Origin of the sequence: Kineococcus gypseus, assembly GCF_050871305.1 — a bacterium.
Taxonomy (GTDB): domain Bacteria; phylum Actinomycetota; class Actinomycetes; order Actinomycetales; family Kineococcaceae; genus Kineococcus; species Kineococcus gypseus.
Genome location: NZ_JBJLRD010000047.1, coordinates 1 through 19,662, shown reverse-complemented (window position 1 = coordinate 19,662; position 19,662 = coordinate 1). Strand labels below are relative to the sequence as shown.

The window sequence follows — 19,662 nt, the reverse complement described above, 5'->3', positions numbered from 1 at the left end:
GCGAGCGTCAACCCACCCCTCAGGGAACTCCTGGGAGGCCCACCGACCCCGCAACTCCCGGCACGGGCGCGAGGTTCCCGGGCAGTTCGCGCGCCAGCAGCGCCAGGTGCAGCGCCAGGCGCTCCTCCGGGTCGTCCAGGTCGCGGCCCAGCCGCTCGCGCAGGCGCTGCACGCGCCCGTGGGCGGCCGGCCTGCTGATGCCCAGGCGCTGCGCCAGCCGCGTCGGCGAGCCGCCGCACTCCAGCTCCTCGCGCAGCAGCCGCAGCGCGCGCTCGCCGTCCGGCGCGGCGAGCAGGCCGCCGAGCTGGGCCTCGACGTACGACTGCAGGCGCGGGTCCTCGCGCAGCCACCACAGCAGCCCGCGCGCGCCCAGGTCCGCGGCGCGGTGCAGCGCACCGGCGCGCCGGTGGGGCAGGGCCGCGGCCACCTCCGCGACTTGGGCCGCCTCCACCAGCCCCTCGCCGGCCGCGGCCAGCGTCGCCGCCGGTGCCGCGGTGCCCAGCGTCAGCGCGCCCGCGGCGTCGCGGGCGGCCAGCGCGCGCGCCAGCCGCTCCGCCGCCCCCGTCGGGCCCTGCGCCCCGTCCGGCTCGCCGGGGCGCGCGGAGAGCAGCACGCCCACCACCCCGGGGCGCAGCACCCCGGCCAGCCCCGCCAGCCGGGCGCCGCGCAGCGCCCGCGCGGCGGCCGCCGCCGTCCCCGCCTCCGCCCCGGGCGGGGTGCGCACGGCCACGGGCGCGTAGGCGCCGCGCAGCGGCACGCCCAGGGCGCGGGCGCGCGCGCGCAGCTCGGCCTCGTCGCCGCGCCGCCCGCGCAGCAGGTCGTGCAGGAGGTCGTCGTGCGCCCGGCGCGCCGGCCCGGGCCCGTCGTCGTCGTCCTCGCGCGCGCCGTCCCGCCCGCCGCCCGGGCCCTCGCGCAGCAGGCGCGCGATCGTCGCCGTCTCGGCGGCGCGCTCGAGCACCAGGGCGCAGCGCTCGGCGTCGGGGCCGGGACCGGGCACGACCAGCCGGCCCCAGCGCCGCCCGACCGGCCCCACGGGCGCGGTCAGCCACCCCTCGGGCCCGCCCGTGGCCGTGCCCGTGGTCACCGGCACCGCGCGCGAGCGCGCCTGCCAGTCGCGCAGCACCTCGGCCGCGGGGCCGCCGGCGAAGGCCAGTGCGCGGTGGGCCAGGTCCTCCAGGACCACCGCGCGCCCGGCCAGCTCCGCCGCGCGGACGACGACCTCGCCGGCCGCGGCGCCGGCGACGGCCAGGGTGGCGAAGCCCCGGTGCACGTCCTCGGAGAAGCGCAGCCGCTCGTACTGCTCGTGCAGCACCCGCGCGTGCACCTGCTCGGTGACGGCCACGAAGCGCACCGCGGCGCGCAGCTCGACCAGCGGCAGGCGGGCCGCCGCCGCGGCGCGCACCAGCGCCGGCGGCAGCGCGCGCACGTGCGAGCCGAGCTCGACGACCAGGCCGACGGCGCCGGCCCCCGTCAGCGAGCCCAGGTAGCGCACCGCGTCGAAGCGCTCGTCCAGCAGGCCCATGCCGGTGGAGAGCACCAGTTCCCCGCCGCCGAGCGTGCCGGCCACCTCCAGCTGCTCGCTGACGTGCACCCAGCGCACCGGCGCGCCCAGGCCGCCGCGGCCGGCCAGCACGCGCGGGGAGCCGGCGGCCAGCACCGGCAGCGCCAGGACGTCGGCGACGGTCAGGCCCACGCGGCGAGGGTAGCCGCGCGCCGACGTTCCGTCGGCCCCGGCGCCCCGGGCGCGACGTCCCGTCGCTGCCGCGCGGCGGCTCGCGCGGGGAGGGTGGGGACGGGCGCCGCCGGGCGCCGCCGAGGGAGGGCAGCGGGGATGAGCGTCACCGAGCAGGCCGCGGGCGCACCGGGAGCGGCCCCGGCGGACCTGGCGTCCGCCGCCCGCGACCACCTGTGGATGCACTTCGCCCGCATGGGCGCCTACCAGGACCATCCCGCGCCGGTCGTCGTGCGCGGCGAGGGCGCGCACCTGTGGGACTCCACCGGCCGCAGGGTCCTCGACGGGCTGTCGGGGCTGTTCGTGGTGCAGGTCGGCCACGGCCGCGCCGAGCTGGCCGAGGTGATGGCCGAGCAGGCGCGGCAGCTGGCGTTCTTCCCCGTGTGGGGCTACGCCACCGAACCGGCGATCCGGCTGGCCGAGCGCCTGGCCTCGTACGCGCCCGGCGACCTGAACCGGGTGTTCTTCACCACCGGCGGCGGCGAGGCCGTCGAGAGCGCGTGGAAGCTCGCCAAGCAGTTCTTCAAGCTGACCGGCAAGCCCTTGAAGCACAAGGTGATCTCGCGGGCCACCGCCTACCACGGGACCCCGCAGGGCGCGCTGGCCATCACCGGTCTGCCCGCGATGAAGCAGGCGTTCGAGCCGCTGACCCCCGGGGGTTTCCGCGTGCCGAACACCAACATCTTCCGCGCCGAGCGGATGGGGGCGCCCACCGACCCGGTGGAGTTCGGCCGCTGGGCCGCCGACCGCATCGAGGAGGCCATCCTCTTCGAGGGCCCGGACACCGTGGCCGCGGTGTTCCTCGAACCCGTGCAGAACTCCGGCGGCTGCCTCACCCCGCCGCCGGGGTACTTCCAGCGGGTCCGCGAGATCTGCGACCGGCACGACGTCCTGCTCGTCTCCGACGAGGTCATCTGCGGCTTCGGCCGCCACGGCACGATGTTCGCCTGCGAGAAGTTCGGCTACCAGCCCGACGTCATCACCTGCGCCAAGGGGATGAGCTCCGGCTACGGGCCCATCGGCGCGATGATCGCCAGCGACCGCCTCATGGAACCCTTCCTGGAGGGCGGCACCACGTTCCCCCACGGCTACACCTTCGCGGGCCACCCCGTCTCCGCCGCGGTGTCGCTGGCGAACCTGGACATCTTCGAGCGCGAGGGCCTGAACCAGCACGTGCTCGACAACGAGGCCGCGCTGGGGGCGACGCTGCGCAGGCTGCTGGACCTCGACATCGTCGGCGACGTGCGCGGCGACGGGTACTTCTGGGCGGTCGAGCTGGTCAAGGACAAGAGCACGGGGGAGACCTTCGGGCCCGAGGAGCGCGAGACGCTGATCAAGCAGTTCCTGCCGCGCGCGCTGTTCGCCAACGGCCTGTACGCGCGCCCCGACGACCGCGGCGACCCGGTGGTGCAGGTCGCCCCGGCCCTGACGTGCGGGCAGGCGGAGTTCGACGAGATGGAGGACGTGCTGCGCCGGACGCTGGTGCAGGCCTCCCGCCTGGTCTGAGCCGCCCGGGACGCGGCGGGGAGCCGCCCGGGACCCGGGGGAGCGCCCGGGGCGGCCCGGCGCGGCCCGGCGCGGCCCGGCGGAGCGGGGGGCCCCGCCGCGGCGGTAGCCTGGGGGGGCAGACCCCCCCTCAGGTCCACCCCCTCGAAGGAGCGCCGCGCATGGGCCGCGTCGTCATCGACGTCATGCCGAAACCCGAGATCCTCGACCCGCAGGGCAAGGCCGTCGTGGGCGCCCTGCCGCGCCTGGGCCTCGACGCCTTCACCGGTGTCCGCCAGGGCAAGCGCTTCGAGCTGGAGGTCGACGGGGAGGTCACCCCGGAGGTCCTCGAGCAGGCCCGCGAGGCCGCCTCCAGGCTGCTGTCCAACCCGGTCATCGAGGACGTCGTCTCCGTGCGGGTCGCCGAGGAGGCGGGCGCGTGAGGATCGGCGTCGTCACCTTCCCCGGCTCCCTCGACGACGGCGACGCGCGCCGCGCGGTGCGCCTGGCCGGCGCCGAGCCGGTCGCGCTGTGGCACGCCGACGCGGACCTGCGCGGCGTGGACGCCGTCGTGCTGCCCGGCGGCTTCTCCTACGGCGACTACCTGCGCTGCGGGGCCATCGCCAGCTTCGCCCCCGTCATGGGCGAGGTCGTCGCCGGTGCGCGCGGCGGCCTGCCCGTGCTGGGCATCTGCAACGGCTTCCAGGTGCTGTGCGAGTCGCACCTGCTGCCCGGTGCGCTGGTGCGCAACGACCACCGCAAGTTCGTCTGCACCGACCAGCGCCTGCGCGTGGAGTCCACCGCGACGGCGTGGACGTCCGCCTTCGAAGCCGGCGCGGAGATCACCGTGCCGCTGAAGAACGGCGAGGGCGGCTTCGTCGCCGACGAGGACACCCTGGACCGCCTGGAGGGCGAGGGCCGCGTGGTCTTCCGCTACCTGGGCGCCAACCCCAACGGCTCCCTGCGCGGCATCGCCGGCATCGCCAACGAGCGCGGCAACGTCGTGGGGCTCATGCCGCACCCCGAGCACGCGGTGGAGGAGGGCTTCGGCCCCGGCACCGACGGGCTGGGGCTGTTCACCTCGGTGCTGACCGCGGGCCTGGCGGCGGTGGGCGCGTGAGCGCGCCCACGCAGCAGGGCGCGCGGGGCGCGCGCACCGCCGGCGCCCTGGACACCGTCGAGCGCGCCGCGGCCACGCCCGAGCGCGAGCAGCCGTGGGCCGAGCTGGGCCTGGAGGCGGACGAGTACGCCCGCATCCGCGACATCCTCGGCCGGCGCCCCACCGGCGCGGAGCTGGCGATGTACTCGGTGATGTGGAGCGAGCACTGCTCGTACAAGTCCTCCAAGGTGCACCTGCGCACCTTCGGCGAGCACCTCACCGAGGACATGAGGAAGTCCCTCATGGTCGGCATCGGCGAGAACGCCGGCGTGGTCGACATCGGCGACGGCTGGGCCGTCACCTTCAAGGTGGAGAGCCACAACCACCCCAGCTTCGTCGAGCCGTACCAGGGCGCGGCCACGGGCGTCGGCGGCATCATCCGCGACATCATGGCCATGGGCGCGCGCCCGGTCGCCGTCATGGACTCGCTGCGCTTCGGGGCGATCGACCACCCCGACACGGCCCGCGTCGTGCCCGGCGTGGTCTCCGGCGTCGGCGGCTACGGCAACTGCATCGGCCTGCCCAACATCGGCGGCGAGGTCGTCTTCGACCCCTCCTACCAGGGCAACCCGCTCGTCAACGCCCTGTGCGTGGGCGCCCTGCGCCACGAGGACCTGCACCTGGCCAACGCGCGCGGCGCGGGCAACCTCGTGGTGCTCTTCGGCGCGCGCACCGGCGGCGACGGCATCGGCGGGGTGTCGGTGCTGGCCTCGGAGACCTTCGAGGCCGGCGGCCCCAGCAAGCGCCCCGCGGTGCAGGTGGGCGACCCGTTCCAGGAGAAGGTGCTCATCGAGTGCTGCCTGGAGCTGTTCGCCGCCGGGCTGGTCGAGGGCATCCAGGACCTCGGCGGCGCGGGCCTCTCCTGCGCGACCAGCGAGCTGGCCAGCGCTGGCGACGGCGGCATGCTCGTGCACCTGGACCGCGTGCCGCTGCGCGACCCCTCGCTCTCGCCCGAGGAGATCCTCATGAGCGAGTCGCAGGAGCGCATGATGGCGGTGGTCACCCCCGCCAACGTCGAGGCGTTCCTGGCCGTGACGGCCAGGTGGGACGTCGAGGCCGCGGTCCTCGGGGAGGTCACCGACGGCGACCACCTCGTGGTGCAGTGGCACGGCGAGACGGTCGTGGACGTGCCCCCGCGCACCGTGGCCCACGAGGGCCCGGTGTACCAGCGCCCCTACGCGCGCCCGGGCTCCCAGGACGCGCTGCAGGCCGACGCCCCCACGGCGCAGCGCCTGCCGCGCCCCGGCACGGCCGCCGATCTGCGCGCCACCCTGCTGCGCATGGTCGCCTCCCCGAACCTGTGCAGCCGCGCGTGGGTGACCGACCAGTACGACCGCTACGTGCTGGGCAACACCGCCCTGGCCACCCCGGACGACGCCGGCGTGGTGCGCGTGGACGAGCGCACCGGCCTGGGCGTGGCGCTGAGCCTGGACGGCAACGGCCGCTTCACGAAGCTGGACCCGCGCACCGGCGCGGCGCTGTCCCTGGCCGAGGCGTACCGCAACGTCGCCGCCGCGGGCGCGCGGCCGCTGGCGGTCACCGACTGCCTGAACTTCGGCTCCCCCGAGGACCCCGGCGTCATGTGGCAGTTCGCCGAGGCCGTGCAGGGCCTGGCCGAGGCGTGCGAGGCGCTGGGCGTGCCCGTCACCGGCGGCAACGTCTCGCTGTACAACCAGACCGGCGACCGCGGCCTGGACTCCGCGGTCCTGCCGACCCCGGTGATCGGCGTGCTCGGCGTGCTGGACGACGTCGCGCGGCGCACCCCCTCCGGCTGGCGCGCGGCGGGGCGCAACCTGTACCTGCTGGGCACCACCCGCGACGAGCTCGGCGGCTCGGAGTGGGCCTGGGCCGAGCACGGCCACCTGGGCGGGCTGCCGCCCCGGCTGGACCTGGCGCACGAGGCGCTGCTGGCCGACGTGCTGGTCAACTGCTCGCGCGACGGCCTCGTCGAGGCCGCGCACGACCTCTCCGACGGCGGCCTGGCCCAGGCCCTCGTCGAGGGCTGCCTGCGCTTCGGGGTGGGCGCGCGCGTCTGGCTCGACGAGCTGGGCGAGCGCGACGGGATCGACGCCTTCACCGCGCTGTTCTCCGAGTCCGCCGGCCGGGCGGTCGTGGCCGTGCCGCGCGAGGAGGAGGTGCGCTTCACCGACATGTGCACCGCGCGCGGCCTGGCGCACCTGCGCATCGGCGTGACCGACGCGGCCGAGGGCGAGGAGCCCGCGCTGGACGTGCAGGGGCTCTTCGCCGTGCCCCTGGCCGAGCTGCGCGCGGCGCACACCGCGACCCTGCCGGCGCGCTTCGACGGCTGAGCCCGGCGGTCCCGCGGCCCACCGGCCGCGGGACCGCCGCCCGCTGGCGCCGGGGCTCCGCCGGGCTAGCGTGCGCCGGGTGAAGCCGTTCCTGCTGCTGGCCACCCGCGAGGACGACGGCGTCGCCGACGCCGAGCACGCCGCCGTCCTGCGGTACGGGGGCCTGGGGCCCGGCGAGCTGGTGCGCGTGCGCCTGGAGCGCTCGCCGCTGCCCGAGCTGGACCTGGACGGCTTCTCCGGCGTCGTCCTCGGCGGCAGCCCGTACTGCACGAGCGACCCCGAGGACGCCAAGTCGCCCACCCAGCGCCGCGTCGAGCGCGAGCTGTCCGCGCTGCTGGACCGCGTCGTCGACGGCGGGGTGCCCTTCCTGGGCGCCTGCTACGGCGTGGGCACCCTGGGCGTGCACCAGGGCGGGGTGGTGGACCGCGAGTTCGGCGAGCCCATCGGCGCGGTGCCGGTCACGCTCACCGCCGCCGGGCGCGAGGACCCCCTCTTCGCCGGCCTGCCCACCACGTTCGAGGCGTTCGTCGGCCACAAGGAGGCCCTGCGCGTGCCGCCGCCGCACGCGGTGGTGCTGGCGAGCTCGCCGGGCTGCCCGGTGCAGGCGTTCCGCGTCGGGCGCGACCTGTACGCCACGCAGTTCCACCCCGAGCTCGACGTGGACGGCATCGTCCAGCGCGTGGGCACCTACCGGCGCTCGGGCTACTTTCCGCCCGAGGAGCACGACGAGGTCGTCGCCCGGCTGCGCCGCGCGCGCGTGGAGGTCCCGCAGCAGCTGCTGCGCCGCTTCGTGGAGCGCTACCGGCGCTGAGCGCCCCGGGGAGCCGGGGCGCCCGCGGCCGCGCGACGGTCAGCGCGGGGGGTGCGATGTTCACCGCGAGGACCCCCGGCGGTCGACCGCCGGTCGTCGCCCGGGGTGACGATCCCGGCGTGCTCGACACCGCCCTCAGCCGCCGCTCCGTGCTGCGCGCGGGAGCGGCCGGTGCCGCCGCGCTCGGCGCCGCCGCCCTCTGCGCCGAGTCGGCCCTGGCCGCGGTCACCGAGGCCGCCCGCTCCGGGGTGTTCGGGTTCGGCGTCGCCAGCGGTGACGCGACCGCCACCGAGGTGCTCCTGTGGACCCGCGTGACCCCGCAGCCCGACGCGGTGCCGGGCAGCGGCGCAGGACCGGCGAGCCGCGTCGAGTGGGAGGTCGCCGCCGACGAGGGCTTCCGCAAGGTCGTCCGCAGGGGCAGCACGACCACCGACGCCCGCCGCGACCACACCGTCAAGGTCGTGGTCGGCGGCCTGGCGCCCTACACCCGCTACTGGTACCGGTTCCGCGCCGAGGGGGCCACCTCGCCCGTCGGGCGCACCCAGACCAGCCCCGACGAACCCGGGCGCACCCACGCCCTGCGGCTGGCCTTCGTCTCCTGCAGCAACTACACCGGCGGGTACTTCACCGCCTACCGCGGCATCGCCGCCCGCGACGACCTCGACCTGGTGCTGCACCTGGGCGACTACGTCTACGAGTACGGCAACACCCCCGCCGTGCCCGGGGTGCAGGGCTCCGGGGACCGCTACGGACCCCTCGCCCTCGTCGGGGTGCGCGACCACCAGCCGCCGGTGGAGGTGGTCTCCCTGCAGGACTACCGCGTGCGCCACGCCCTGTACAAGACCGACCCCGACCTGCGGGCCGCCCACGCCCGCCACCCGTGGGTCGTCGTCTTCGACGACCACGAGATCACCAACGACGCGTACGCCACCGGTGCGGAGAACCACGAGCAGCAGGACGACCCCGACACCCCCTACACCGGTCCGGGCGAGCCGGCCGGCGTGCGGGCCGAGGGCGACTTCCTCGCACGCCGGGCCCGGGCGTTCCAGGCCTACCGCGAGTGGATGCCGATCCGCGAGCCCGGCACCTGGCAGCCCGCCCCCCACCGCGGCGAGCAGTTCTTCCGCCGCTTCCGCTTCGGCGACCTCGCCGACCTCTCGGTGCTCGAGACGCGGCAGAACCGCAGCCGGCAGGTGCTCACGACGACGACGGGTGCCGGCGGCGTCCCCGCGGTCAACCCGGCGCTGGCCGACCCCTCGCGCCACCTGCCCGAGCCGGAGCAGCTCGCCTGGATCGCCGACGGGCTCGCGCGCAGCCGTCGCCCGTGGCACCTGCTCGGCAACCAGACCGTCCTCGCGCGGGTGTACGCGGTCCCGCGCGACGGCGTCGGCGTGCTGCCCGGGCAGGTCCTCAACGCCGACCAGTGGGACGGCTACCAGGCCGACCAGGCCGCGCTGCTGGCCGCCATGCGCAGCGCGGGCACCGACCCGGTGGTCCTCACCGGCGACATCCACTCCTCCTGGGCCAACGAGCTGCCCGAGCGGGCGGACGCGACGTACCCGGTGGCGGGGCGCTCGGTGGGCGTGGAGTTCGTCTGCCCGTCGGTCACCAGCGACGGCTTCAAGGAGCTCCTCGGGACGGCGGCCGCCGCTCGGGCCGCCACCACCGCGCTGCAGGCGGCCAACCCCTGGGTCCGCTACCTCGACGGCATCGGGCACGGCTACGCGGTGGTCGACGTGACGCCGCAGCGCGTGCAGACCGACTTCTTCTTCATCCGCAGCAGGGGGGACCACGGCCTGGTCCTGGACCCCCGCACCGACCCGGGAGCGCAGGCGACGTGGGAGAGCTCGTGGCAGACGGTCAAGGGGTCCCGCCGGGTCACCGGCCCGGTGGCGCAGCTGGGGGCGCGCAGCGACTCGCCGCGGACGGCGTCCCGGTGAGCGCGCAGCAGCCCGACCGGGTGGGGCGCCGCTCGCTGCTGCGGGCCGCCACCGCGGGGGGCGCCGCGGCGCTGGTGGGGGCGCCCGCCCCGCCCGCTGCCGCCGCGTCGTCGCCGGGGCAGCGCGTGCGCGTCTACGTGCTCGTGGTCGACGGCTGCAACCCGGACGAGTTCGGGTCGGCGTCCCAGCCGCGGATCGCCGCGCTGCGCGCGCAGGGCACCCTCTACCCGGCCGCGAGGTCGCTGCCGGTGATGGAGACCATCCCCAACCACGTCATGATGATGAGCGGGGTGCGCCCCGACAGGTCAGGCGTGCCCGCCAACGCCGTCTACGACCGCGTCGAGCGGGTCGTGCGCGACCTCGACCGGCCCACGGACCTGCGCGCCGGCACCCTCCTCGACAGGCTCCCGCAGAACGGCTTCGTCACCGCCAGCGTGCTCAGCAAGCGCTACCTGGTCGGCATCTTCGGCACCCGGGCCACGCACCGCTGGGTGCCTCCCGCCTACCTGCCGCTGACCGAGCACGCCCCCGACGCCACGACGGTGCCCGCGCTCGTCGACGTCGTCGACAGGTACGACCCGGACCTGGTCTTCTGCAACCTCGGCGACGTCGACAGGGTCGGGCACAGCGACCCCACCGGTCCGCTGCTGCCGCTGCCGGCGCTGCGCACCGCCGACCTCACCGCGACCGACGCGCTGGTGGGCACCTTCGTCGACCACCTCGTCGCGACGGGACGCTGGTCGAGCAGCGTGCTGGTGCTGCTGGCCGACCACGGCATGGACTTCTCGGTGCCCACGAACCTCGTCTCCGTGCAGCAGCAGGCGCTCGCCGGTCGCCCCGACCTGCAGGCGTCGGTGGTGATCGCCCAGAACGAGGGTGCCGACAGCATCACCTGGACCGGAGCCGCCGACCGCCGCCGCCAGGGGCTCGCCGACGTCGCCCGGCTCGTCGCGGCCCACCCCGGGGTGCTCTCGGTGCAGCAGCCCTCGGCGCTGCGGCTCGGGCCGGAGGCCGGTGACCTGGTGGCCTACGCGCGTCCGGGGTGGCGCTTCAGCGACCCGCAGGTGACCTCCAACCCGATCCCCGGGAACCACGGCCACCCGGCGACCGAGCCGATCCCCTTCCTCGTCACCGGGGGGCACCCGCAGCTGCGCCGCGGCGGCACCTCCTCCGCGCCGGCGCGCACGATCGACGTGGCCCCCACCGTCGCGGCGCTGTTCGGGCTGGGCGCACCGCGGGGCGGGTGGGACGGCACCGCCCGCCTGGACGCCTTCAGCACGCTCCCGCGGGCACGGCCCCGCTGACGAGGCTCCGCTGACGGGGCCCCGCTGCCGCCGCGGCCGGGCGTCGGCGCCCGGCCGGCGGGAGTGCCCGGACGGGCTCGTCGGCGACGCGGTCGCCCGTGGCCGCGCCCGCGCGCGGCGTGCTCAGTGGCTGGTGGTGCCGCGGCGCGACTCCAGCACCGGGTCCACCAGCCGCTCGACGACCAGGCCGGTGGCCACGGCCGCCACGGCCGCGTGCAGCACCTCCACCACGCCCTCCCCGCGCCGCCAGGTGCGCGGGGGCGCGCCCGCGCCGGTGGCGTTCTCCAGCGTCTGGTCCACCAGGACGCGCGTCAGCGTCTGCGCGACGTTCCCGCGCACCCCGACCAGCCCGCTGACCCGCCACACCCCGCGCAGGGCGCCCAGCGCCACGCTCGTGCCCACCAGCGCGGCGGCCGTCGCCGCGGCGGGGCGCTCGTCGTCGCCGGGGGAGCGGCCCAGCAGCAGCAGCAGGGTGCGCCCGGGCACGTGGGAGGCCGGCCGGCCGGTGACGGCCCGCTCGGCGCGCTGGCCCAGCGCCATCGCGCCCGCACCCGCCAGCCCGGCCAGCGAGCCGATCGCCGCCGCGCGCCCCAGCACCGCGCGGCGCCCGCCGCCCGCCTCCCGCACCGTCAGCTGCACGGCGCCACCCTGCCGCCCCCGGCCCGCCGGCGCCAGCGCCCGCCGCGCTCGGTGCCGGGCGACGCGCTCGAGTGGTGCTCCGCCGTCGCGGGTGCCACCGTGTGCCCCGGACCGCTGTCCGGAGGGACCGCGCGGTCCACCTCGACGGCGCGCTCCGACGAGCATGTGACAGGTCGCGCCGCGCGCGACCGTCTCGCGCACCCGCCGCGGTGCGCGAGCGCGACGACGTGGAGGGTTCAGCCGTGAGCCGCATCACCATCGGGTCCGCCCCCGACTCCTGGGGCGTCTGGTTCGCCGACGACCCGAAGCAGACCCCCTGGCACCGCTTCCTCGACGAGGTCGCCGAGGCGGGCTACGAGTGGATCGAGCTGGGCCCGTACGGGTACCTGCCCACCGACGCCGCCCGCCTCGCCGACGAGCTGGCGGCCCGGCGCCTGAGGGTCTCCGCCGGCACCGTCTTCGCCGCGCTGCACCGCCCGGGCCGCTACGACGAGGCGTGGTCGCAGGTCGAGCGGGTCGCCGCGCTGACGCGCGACCTCGGCGGCACCCACCTCGTCGTCATCCCCGGGCAGTGGCGCAGCGACACCACGGGCGAGGCGCTCGAGCCGCGGACGCTGGACGAGGACGGCTGGCGGCGCCTGACCTCCGGGGCGGACCGCCTGGGCCGCGAGGTGCTCGAGCACTACGGCCTGCGGATGGCGTTCCACTCCCACGCCGACACCCACGTCGACACCCAGGAGCAGGTCGAGCGGTTCCTGGAGCTGACCGACCCCGAGGTCGTCGGGCTGTGCCTGGACACCGGCCACGTGGCCTACTCCGGCGGCGACAGCCTGCAGCTGATCCGCGAGCACCCCGAGCGCATCGCCTACGCGCACCTGAAGCAGGTCGACCCGCAGGTGGTGGCGAAGGTCCGCCAGGACGACCTCGGCTTCGGCGACGCCGTCGCCCTGGGCGTGATGGTCGAGCCGCCGCGGGGCGTGCCGGACATGCCGCCGGTGCTGGAGGCGCTGGAGGGGCTGGGCCGCGACGTCTTCGCCGTCGTCGAGCAGGACATGTACCCCCTGGACTCCTTCGACCAGCCGCTGCCCGTGGCGCGGCGCACGTACAGCTACCTGCGCGGTTGCCGGTGACGCGGTGCAGGACCGCGCCGGCCCGCTCGACGCACGGAGGGAACCCGATGAGCACCCGGAAGTCCACCGCCCTGGCCCTGGCGACCGCCCTGGCCCTGGTCCTGGCCGGCTGCGGCACCGGGGGCCGGGCGCAGGACGACGCCCCGGAGCAGGGCGCCCCCGCCGGCGGGGAGCGGCGCGACCTCAGCTTCGCGGTCGTCGTCCACAGCAACCCCGACGGCTCCTTCTGGAACGTCGTCAAGCGCGGCGCCGAGGACGCCGGCCTGCAGTTCGGCGTGGAGGTGACGGTGACCGGGGACCCGGAGGGCTCGCGCCAGGGCACGCTCGTGCAGTCCGCGCTGGCCGACGACCCCGACGGCCTGGTGGTCTCCACGGCCAACCCCGACGCGCTGCGCCCGGCCCTGCAGCAGGCGGTGGAACAGGGCGTGCCCTTCGTCACCATCAACTCCGGCGCGGAGCGCTCCGCCGAGCTCGGCGCCATCGGCCACGTCGGCCAGACGGAGGTCGTCGCCGGCCGCGGCGCCGGCGAGCGGCTGCGCGAGGCGGGCGTGACGCACCTGCTGTGCCTGGTGCACGAGGCCGGCAACGTCGGCCTAGAGCAGCGCTGCCAGGGCATCGCCGAGACCGCCGGCGGCGAGGTGGAGAACCTGCAGGTCGACCTCAACGACCCGGCCTCCATCGAGGCCAACGTCAACGGCGCGCTGCTCGGCGACCCCACCGTCGACGGCGTCATCGGCCTGAACCCCTCGGTCACCACCGCGGCGCTGGCCGCCGTGGAGAGCTCCGGGGCCGACGTGCAGGTCGCCAGCTTCGACATCGACCAGGACGTCCTCGGCGCCATCCGCGACGGGCGGGTGCTGTTCACCGTCGACCAGCAGCAGTACCTGCAGGGGTACCTGCCGATCGCCGCGCTGGTGCTCAACCACGACAACCTCAACACCGTCGGCGGAGGGCTGCCGGTGCTCACCGGCCCGTCGTTCATCACCCGAGAGAACGTCGACGCGGTCTCCGACCTGGTGCAGCGGGGGACCCGGTGAGCGTGACGCCGGGAGCCACCCGCGGCCCGCGCACCGCCGCCGCGGCCGGCGCGGGGCGCGACGACCGCCTCGTCGCCGTGGGCGCGCTGCGGCGCTTCTGCATGTCGCCGGAGTTCGGCTCCGGCGCGGCGGCCGTCGTCGTCTTCTGCGCGTTCTGGGCGTACGCGCCGGTCTTCGCCTCGCGCAGCGGCATCGCGAACTTCCTGGACCCGGCGGCGAACCTGGGCATCATGGCGGTGGCCGTGGCGCTGCTGATGATCGGCGGGGAGTTCGACCTGTCCGCCGGGGTGCTCATCGGCTCGACCGGCCTGGTCACGGCCCTGACCACGACGCTGCTGGACGTGAACGTGTGGCTGTCGATGCTCGTGTCGCTGGGCTTCGCGCTGCTCGTGGGGCTCTTCAACGGCCTGGTGGTGCACCGCACGAAGCTGCCCAGCTTCATCATCACGCTGGGCACGATGTTCATGCTGTGGGGCCTGAACTACGCCGTCACGCAGCGGCTGACCAACCAGGTGACGGTCGGCGGGCTGTCGGAGTACAACGGCTACGACAGCGCCCACGCGGTCTTCGGCTCCTCCTACGCCGGGTTCCAGGTCTCGCTGCTGTGGTGGGTCGGCCTCACCGCCGTCGGCGTGCTGCTGCTGACCCGGACCCGCGCCGGCAACTGGGTCTTCGCGGTGGGCGGCAACGCCGCCGGCGCCCTGGCCGTGGGCGTGCCGGTGCTGCGCGTGCGCCTGGGCCTGTTCCTGGGCACCGCCGCGTGCGCGTGGCTGGTGGGCCAGCTGACCGTCGTCAGGTACTCCTCGGCCACCGTCACCACCGGCATCGGCAGCGAGTTCTACTTCATCATCGCCGCCGTGATCGGCGGGTGCCTGCTCACCGGCGGCGCCGGCTCGGTGCTGGGGGCCTCCATCGGTGCCCTGATCTTCGGCATGGTGCAGCAGGGCATGCCGCTGGCCGGCGTGCCCAGCGAGTTCTTCCGGTTCCTGCTCGGCGCGATCCTGCTCGCCGCGGTGCTCGTCAACCTGGCCCTGAAGAACCGGGCGCAGAGGGTGCGCTCGTGAGCGCCCCCGTGCTGCAGGTGCGCGGCATCGGCAAGTCCTTCGGCCGCGTCGAGGCGCTCAAGGACGTCTCCTGCGCCGTGCGCGCCGGCGAGGTCACCGCCGTGCTCGGCGACAACGGCGCCGGCAAGTCCACCCTCATCAAGGTCCTCTCCGGCGTGCACCCGCCGGACAGCGGCGAGTACCTCGTCGACGGCGAGCCGGTCCGGCTGTCCTCCCCGCGCGACGCCCTCGCGCGCGGCATCGCCACGGTCTACCAGGACCTCGCGCTGGCCCCGCTCATGCCGGTCTGGCGCAACTTCTTCCTCGGCGCCGAGCCGGCCACCCGCGGCGGGTGGCTGCGCAGGCGCTCGGCCAAGCAGGTCGTCGTGGACGAGATGGCCGCCATGGGCATCGACCTGCGCGACCCCGAGCAGCCGGTGGGCACCCTCTCCGGCGGCGAGCGCCAGGTCGTCGCCATCGCCCGCGCGATCCACTTCGGCGCCCGCGTGCTCATCCTCGACGAGCCGACCTCGGCCCTGGGGGTGCGCCAGTCCGGCGTGGTGCTCAAGCGCGTCGTGCAGGCGCGCGAGCGCGGCCTGGGCGTCGTGCTCATCACGCACAACCCCGACCACGCGCACCTGGTGGGGGACCGCTTCGTGCTGCTGCAGCGCGGGCGCACCACCGGCGAGCACCTGCGCGCCGACATCACCCGGGACGAGCTGGCGCGCGAGATGTCCGGCGGCGCCGAGCTGGAGGAGCTGCGGCACGAGCTGCGCGAGCACGGGGCCTGAGGTCCCGTCGGCACCACCCCACCCGCCGCGGGCGCCCCCGCGGACCCCGCCGCGGGCCCCTCGCGGCACGCACCCCAGCACCAGGAGCGGAGAGCGCATGAGCACGGCCACGAGCACCACCGCCGAGGGCACCACGGCCGAAGGCACCACCGTCGAGGGCACCACCGCCGAGAGCACCGCCGCCGCGCCGCCGCGCCCGGCCCGCGCGCGCGACCTGCGCGTGGCCGTGCTCGGGGTCGGGGTGATGGGCCGCGACCACGCGCGCCGCCTGGCCCGGCTGACCAAGGGCGCCGAGCTGGTCGCCGTCAGCGACGCGGACGCCGACCGCACCGAGGCCGTGGCCGCCGAGCTGGGCGCGCGCGCCGTGCACGGGGCCGCCGCCGCGATCGAGGACCCCGGCGTCGACGCCGTCGTCGTGGCCACGCCGGGCCACACCCACGAGGACCTGGTGCTGCGGGCCCTGGCCGCCGGCAAGCCGGTGCTGTGCGAGAAGCCGCTGACGACCTCCCCGGAGGGCTCGCGCCGGGTCGTCGAGGCCGAGCGGGCCCTGGGCCGCCGCCTCGTGCAGGTCGGGTTCATGCGCCGCTTCGACGCCGAGCACGAGCAGCTGCGCCGCCTGGTCACCTCCGGCGAGCTCGGCAGGCCGCTGATGCTGCACTGCGTGCACCGCAACGCGAGCACCCCGCCGGGGTTCACCTCCGAGATGCTCGTGCTGGACTCCCTGGTGCACGAGGTCGACGCGGCCCGGTTCCTGCTGGGCGAGGAGGTCACGGCCATCACGGTGCTGTCCCCCGGGCGCACCTCGCACGCCCCGCGCGGGGTGCAGGACCCGCAGTTCGTCCTCATGGAGACCTCCGGCGGCACCCTGGTGGACGTGGAGGTCTTCGTGAACTCCACCACCGGCTACGTGGTGCGCAGCGAGCTGGTCGGCGAGCTCGGCACCGCGCGCACCGGCCTGGAGGTCGGCGTGCTGCGCCAGTCGCGCACCGGCTGGGGCGGCGGCGTCGCGGCCGACTTCCGCGAGCGCTTCGCGGCCGCGTACGACACCGAGCTGCAGCGCTGGGTGGACGCCGTGCGCAGCGGCGCCGGCGTCGACGGCCCCGGCGCCTGGGACGGCTACGCCGCCGCGGCGGTGTGCGCGGCGGGCGTGGAGTCGCTGCACACCGGCCGCCGCGTCGAGGTGGACCTCGGCCAGCGCCCCTGATCGCGGGCCCGCGCCCCTGACCCCGGGCCCGCGCGCCGGGCGGTGGCTGGTGGTGGCGGGCGCCGCTGTGCGACGCTCGCGGCAGCACGCACAACCGCACATCGCACGGCCACGCACCCGGGCGGGAGAGCCCCGACGCGCACCAGCGGCGGGCACCGAAGGAGCAACCACCCCGGAACCTCTCAGGTCCCCAGGACCGCCACGGGCAGGCCGCTCTGGAAAGCAGGGTCCCCACGACCCTCACCGACGGGGAAAGCGCCGCGCGCGCGAAGCTCTCAGGTGCCGCGACAGAGGGGGTCCGCGCAGCCGCACCGGGCGGCTGCGCCCGGAAGGAGCGCCCGTGTCCCGCCCGTCCCCCCTGCACGAGGCCCACGCCGCCCTCGGCGCGGCGTTCACCGACTTCGCCGGCTGGTCCATGCCGGTGCGCTACGCCTCCGACCTCGCCGAGCACCGCGCCGTGCGCGCCACCGCGGGCCTGTTCGACCTCTCGCACATGGGCGAGGTGCGCGTCAGCGGTGCGCAGGCCGGCGAGGCGCTGGACGCCGCGCTCGTCGGGCGCCCCTCGGCGATGCCGCTGGGCCGGGCCGCCTACGGGCTGATCGTCGACGAGGACGGCGGGATCCTCGACGACCTGGTCACCTACCGCCTCGGCGAGCACGAGTTCCTCGTCGTCGCCAACGCCTCCAACGCCGGGCTCGTCGCCCGCGAGCTGGCCGCGCGCGCCGCCGGGTTCGACGCCGTCGTCGCCGACGAGTCGCCGGCGACGGCGCTGCTGGCGGTGCAGGGGCCCACCGCGGCGCTGATCGTCGGTGAGCTCGTCGACGCCGACCTCGCCGCGCTGGGCTACTACCGCTGCACCCCGGCCGCGCTGCGCACCGCCGCCGGCGCCGTGCGGGTGCTGCTGGCGCGCACCGGTTACACCGGCGAGGACGGCTTCGAGGTGCTGCTGCCCGTGGAGCACGCGGGCGCCGCGTGGGAGGCGCTGCTAAACGCCGGGCGCGTGCACGACGCCGTGCCGTGCGGTCTGGCCTGCCGCGACATCCTGCGCCTGGAGGCGGGCATGCCGCTGTACGGGCACGAGCTGAGCCGTGAGGTGGACCCGTACACCGCGGGCCTGGGCCGCGTGGTCAAGCTCGACAAGCCCGGCGCCTGGACCGGTCGCGAGGCCCTGGAGCGCCTGGCGCGGCGCGCGCCCGAGCGGGTCCTGGTGGGCCTGCGCGGCACCGGCCGGCGCGCCGGGCGCGAGGGCTACGCCGTGCTGCACGGGGACCGCCGCGTCGGCGTGGTCACCAGCGGCGCGCTCTCGCCCACCCTGGGCCACCCGGTGGCCATGGCGTACGTCGAGGCCGCCCTGGCGCAGCCCGGCACCGCCCTGGCCGTGGACGTGCGCGGGCGCCCCGAGGCCGTCGAGGTCGTCGAGCTGCCCTTCTACCGCCGGGCCCGGTGAGCGGCGTGGCGGTCGGCGTGCTGGACCTGTTCTCCATCGGCATCGGCCCCTCCAGCTCCCACACGGTCGGGACGATGCGCGCGGCCCTGCGCTTCGCGCGCGCCCTGGCGGCCGAGGGGCTGCTGGAGCGCGCGGCGGCCGTGCGGGTGGACCTGCACGGCTCGCTGGGCGCCACCGGGCGCGGCCACGGCTCCGACACCGCCGTCGTGCTCGGCCTGCTCGGGGAGCGGCCCGAGGACGTCGACCCCGACGCCGTGCCGGTCCTGCTCGCCGGCGTGCGCGAGCGCGGCGAGCTGGCGCTGCTGGGCCGGCACCGGGTGCCCTTCGACCCCGGCGCCGACGTGCGCCTGCTGCGCGCGGCGCTGCCCGCCCACCCCAACGGGATGGTCTTCACCGCCCTCGACGCCGGCGGGCGCGTCCTGGCGCGGCGCACCGCCTACTCCGTCGGCGGCGGCTTCGTGCGCGAGGACCCCGACGCCCCGGACCCCGCCGGCGGGGCCGCGGACGGCGTGCCGCACCCGTACCGCACCGGCGAGGAGCTGCTGGAGCAGTGCCGGCGCACCGGCCTGGGCGTGGCGGACCTGGTGCGCCGCAACGAGGAGCACCACCGCACCCGCGCCGAGCTGGACGCCGCCCTGCTGGGCGTCTTCGCCGCCATGGCCGCGTGCGTGCGCCGCGGCCTGGTGGGCGAGGGGGTGCTGCCCGGGGGGCTGGGAGTGCGCCGGCGCGCGCCGGGGCTGCACCGCCAGCTGCTGGCCGAGGAGGCGGCGCAGCGCGCCGACCCCACCGGCCCGCAGGACGCGCTGCGCGCGATGGACTGGGTGAGCCTGTACGCCCTGGCGGTCAACGAGGAGAACGCCGCCGGCGGGCGCGTGGTCACCGCGCCCACCAACGGCGCGGCCGGCATCGTGCCCGCGGTGCTGCACTTCCACCGGCGCTTCGTGCCCGGCGCCGACGACGCCACCACCGTCGACTTCCTCCTGGCCGCCGGCGGCGTGGGCCTGGTGCTGAAGGAGACCGGCTCGATCTCCGGCGCCGAGGTCGGCTGCCAGGGCGAGGTCGGCTCCGCCAGCGCCATGGCGGCCGCCGGCCTGGCCGCCGTGCTCGGCGGCACCCCCGAGCAGGTGGAGAACGCCGCCGAGATCGCGATCGAGCACCACCTCGGCCTCACCTGCGACCCGGTGGGCGGGCTCGTGCAGATCCCCTGCATCGAGCGCAACGCCGTCGGCGCCACCACCGCGATCCACGCCGCCCGCACCGCGCTGCGCGGCGACGGCACCCACGTGGTGAGCCTGGACACCGCCGTCGCCACGATGCGCGCCACCGGTGCGCACATGCGCTCCGAGTACAAGGAGACCTCCCTGGGCGGGCTGGCCCTGACCGTCGCCGGGGCGCGCCGGCGGGCCGGGGCGGCGGGCGCGGCACCCGGTGGAGCGGCGGGTGCGGCGGTGGGGGTCGACGTCCCGGAGTGCTGAGCCCGGCCCGCCGGTGCGCGCCGCGGGGGGGGGGGGGGGGGGGGGGGGGGGGGGGGGGGGGGGGGGGGGGCCGGCGCCCCCCCCCGCCGCCCCCCCCCCCCCCCCCCGCCCCCGCCGCCCCCCCCCCCCCGCCCGCCCCCCCCGCGCCCCCCGGCC

The 19,662-nt window shown here is 76.8% G+C and carries 16 protein-coding genes and 2 riboswitches; of the genes, 14 read left to right on the top strand and 2 right to left on the bottom strand.

Annotated elements, in window-relative coordinates; translation table 11 throughout:
• Nucleotides 1-19 precede the first annotated feature (19 nt).
• Nucleotides 20-1,693 carry a PucR family transcriptional regulator gene (locus ACRYMN_RS16235; RefSeq protein ID WP_432497237.1) on the bottom strand — a complete coding sequence of 558 codons (1,674 nt, stop codon included), beginning with the start codon at nucleotides 1,691-1,693 and terminating at the stop codon, nucleotides 20-22.
• A 138-nt stretch (nucleotides 1,694-1,831) separates the two neighbouring features.
• On the opposite strand from ACRYMN_RS16235, the gene ACRYMN_RS16230 reads away from it, so the two are divergent.
• The 7 genes from ACRYMN_RS16230 to ACRYMN_RS16200 all read left to right on the top strand — a co-directional run bounded on the left by ACRYMN_RS16230 (nucleotide 1,832) and on the right by ACRYMN_RS16200 (nucleotide 10,740).
• Entirely contained in the window at nucleotides 1,832-3,238 is a 1,407-nt protein-coding gene (locus ACRYMN_RS16230; RefSeq protein WP_432497235.1) for an aspartate aminotransferase family protein, read from the top strand.
• A 161-nt stretch (nucleotides 3,239-3,399) separates the two neighbouring features.
• A complete protein-coding gene (gene purS, locus ACRYMN_RS16225) occupies nucleotides 3,400-3,660 on the top strand; it encodes a phosphoribosylformylglycinamidine synthase subunit PurS (protein WP_432497232.1) in 261 nt (86 codons plus the stop codon).
• Nucleotides 3,657-4,337, top strand: a complete 681-nt coding sequence (gene purQ / locus ACRYMN_RS16220) for a phosphoribosylformylglycinamidine synthase subunit PurQ (RefSeq protein ID WP_432497229.1) — start codon at nucleotides 3,657-3,659, stop codon at nucleotides 4,335-4,337. The genes purS and purQ overlap by 4 nt, the downstream gene beginning before the upstream one ends.
• A complete protein-coding gene (gene purL / locus ACRYMN_RS16215) occupies nucleotides 4,334-6,685 on the top strand; it encodes a phosphoribosylformylglycinamidine synthase subunit PurL (RefSeq protein ID WP_432497227.1) in 2,352 nt (783 codons plus the stop codon). Before purQ ends, purL begins: the two co-directional genes overlap by 4 nt.
• A 79-nt stretch (nucleotides 6,686-6,764) precedes the next feature.
• On the top strand, nucleotides 6,765-7,496 hold the full coding sequence (locus tag ACRYMN_RS16210) for a glutamine amidotransferase (protein WP_432497224.1): 732 nt from the start codon (nucleotides 6,765-6,767) through the stop codon (nucleotides 7,494-7,496).
• Nucleotides 7,497-7,615: 119 nt separating this feature from the next.
• Nucleotides 7,616-9,436 (top strand): alkaline phosphatase D family protein, encoded by a 1,821-nt coding sequence (locus ACRYMN_RS16205; RefSeq protein WP_432497221.1) that lies wholly within the window; start codon nucleotides 7,616-7,618, stop codon nucleotides 9,434-9,436.
• Nucleotides 9,433-10,740: an alkaline phosphatase family protein gene (locus tag ACRYMN_RS16200; protein ID WP_432497218.1), complete on the top strand. Its 1,308-nt coding sequence runs from the start codon at nucleotides 9,433-9,435 to the stop codon at nucleotides 10,738-10,740. The genes ACRYMN_RS16205 and ACRYMN_RS16200 overlap by 4 nt, the downstream gene beginning before the upstream one ends.
• A gap of 123 nt (nucleotides 10,741-10,863) precedes the next feature.
• On the opposite strand, the gene ACRYMN_RS16195 is transcribed toward ACRYMN_RS16200, so the two are convergent.
• Nucleotides 10,864-11,379 (bottom strand): hypothetical protein, encoded by a 516-nt coding sequence (locus tag ACRYMN_RS16195; protein WP_432497216.1) that lies wholly within the window; start codon nucleotides 11,377-11,379, stop codon nucleotides 10,864-10,866.
• A 242-nt stretch (nucleotides 11,380-11,621) separates the two neighbouring features.
• Between ACRYMN_RS16195 and ACRYMN_RS16190 the strand changes: the two genes are divergently transcribed.
• From ACRYMN_RS16190 to ACRYMN_RS16160, 7 genes are all read left to right on the top strand, one after another.
• The gene (locus ACRYMN_RS16190; protein WP_432497214.1) at nucleotides 11,622-12,509 is read left to right on the top strand and encodes a sugar phosphate isomerase/epimerase family protein; all 888 of its coding nucleotides are present in this window, start codon (nucleotides 11,622-11,624) and stop codon (nucleotides 12,507-12,509) included.
• Nucleotides 12,510-12,556: 47 nt separating this feature from the next.
• The gene (locus ACRYMN_RS16185) at nucleotides 12,557-13,546 is read left to right on the top strand and encodes a sugar ABC transporter substrate-binding protein (protein ID WP_432497211.1); all 990 of its coding nucleotides are present in this window, start codon (nucleotides 12,557-12,559) and stop codon (nucleotides 13,544-13,546) included.
• A gap of 101 nt (nucleotides 13,547-13,647) precedes the next feature.
• Entirely contained in the window at nucleotides 13,648-14,610 is a 963-nt protein-coding gene (locus ACRYMN_RS16180; protein WP_432497274.1) for an ABC transporter permease, read from the top strand.
• Nucleotides 14,607-15,380, top strand: a complete 774-nt coding sequence (locus ACRYMN_RS16175; RefSeq protein ID WP_432497208.1) for an ATP-binding cassette domain-containing protein — start codon at nucleotides 14,607-14,609, stop codon at nucleotides 15,378-15,380. Before ACRYMN_RS16180 ends, ACRYMN_RS16175 begins: the two co-directional genes overlap by 4 nt.
• A 97-nt stretch (nucleotides 15,381-15,477) precedes the next feature.
• Nucleotides 15,478-16,584, top strand: coding sequence for a Gfo/Idh/MocA family protein (locus ACRYMN_RS16170; protein ID WP_432497205.1), 1,107 nt, complete (start codon nucleotides 15,478-15,480; stop codon nucleotides 16,582-16,584).
• A gap of 121 nt (nucleotides 16,585-16,705) precedes the next feature.
• Nucleotides 16,706-16,784: riboswitch (glycine riboswitch) on the top strand.
• 10 nt (nucleotides 16,785-16,794) lie between these two features.
• A riboswitch (glycine riboswitch) is annotated at nucleotides 16,795-16,882 on the top strand.
• Between the two features lie 42 nt (nucleotides 16,883-16,924).
• Nucleotides 16,925-18,031, top strand: coding sequence for a glycine cleavage system aminomethyltransferase GcvT (gene gcvT, locus ACRYMN_RS16165; RefSeq protein ID WP_432497203.1), 1,107 nt, complete (start codon nucleotides 16,925-16,927; stop codon nucleotides 18,029-18,031).
• Nucleotides 18,032-18,036: 5 nt separating this feature from the next.
• Nucleotides 18,037-19,506, top strand: a complete 1,470-nt coding sequence (locus ACRYMN_RS16160; protein WP_432497271.1) for an L-serine ammonia-lyase — start codon at nucleotides 18,037-18,039, stop codon at nucleotides 19,504-19,506.
• Nucleotides 19,507-19,662 lie beyond the last annotated feature (156 nt).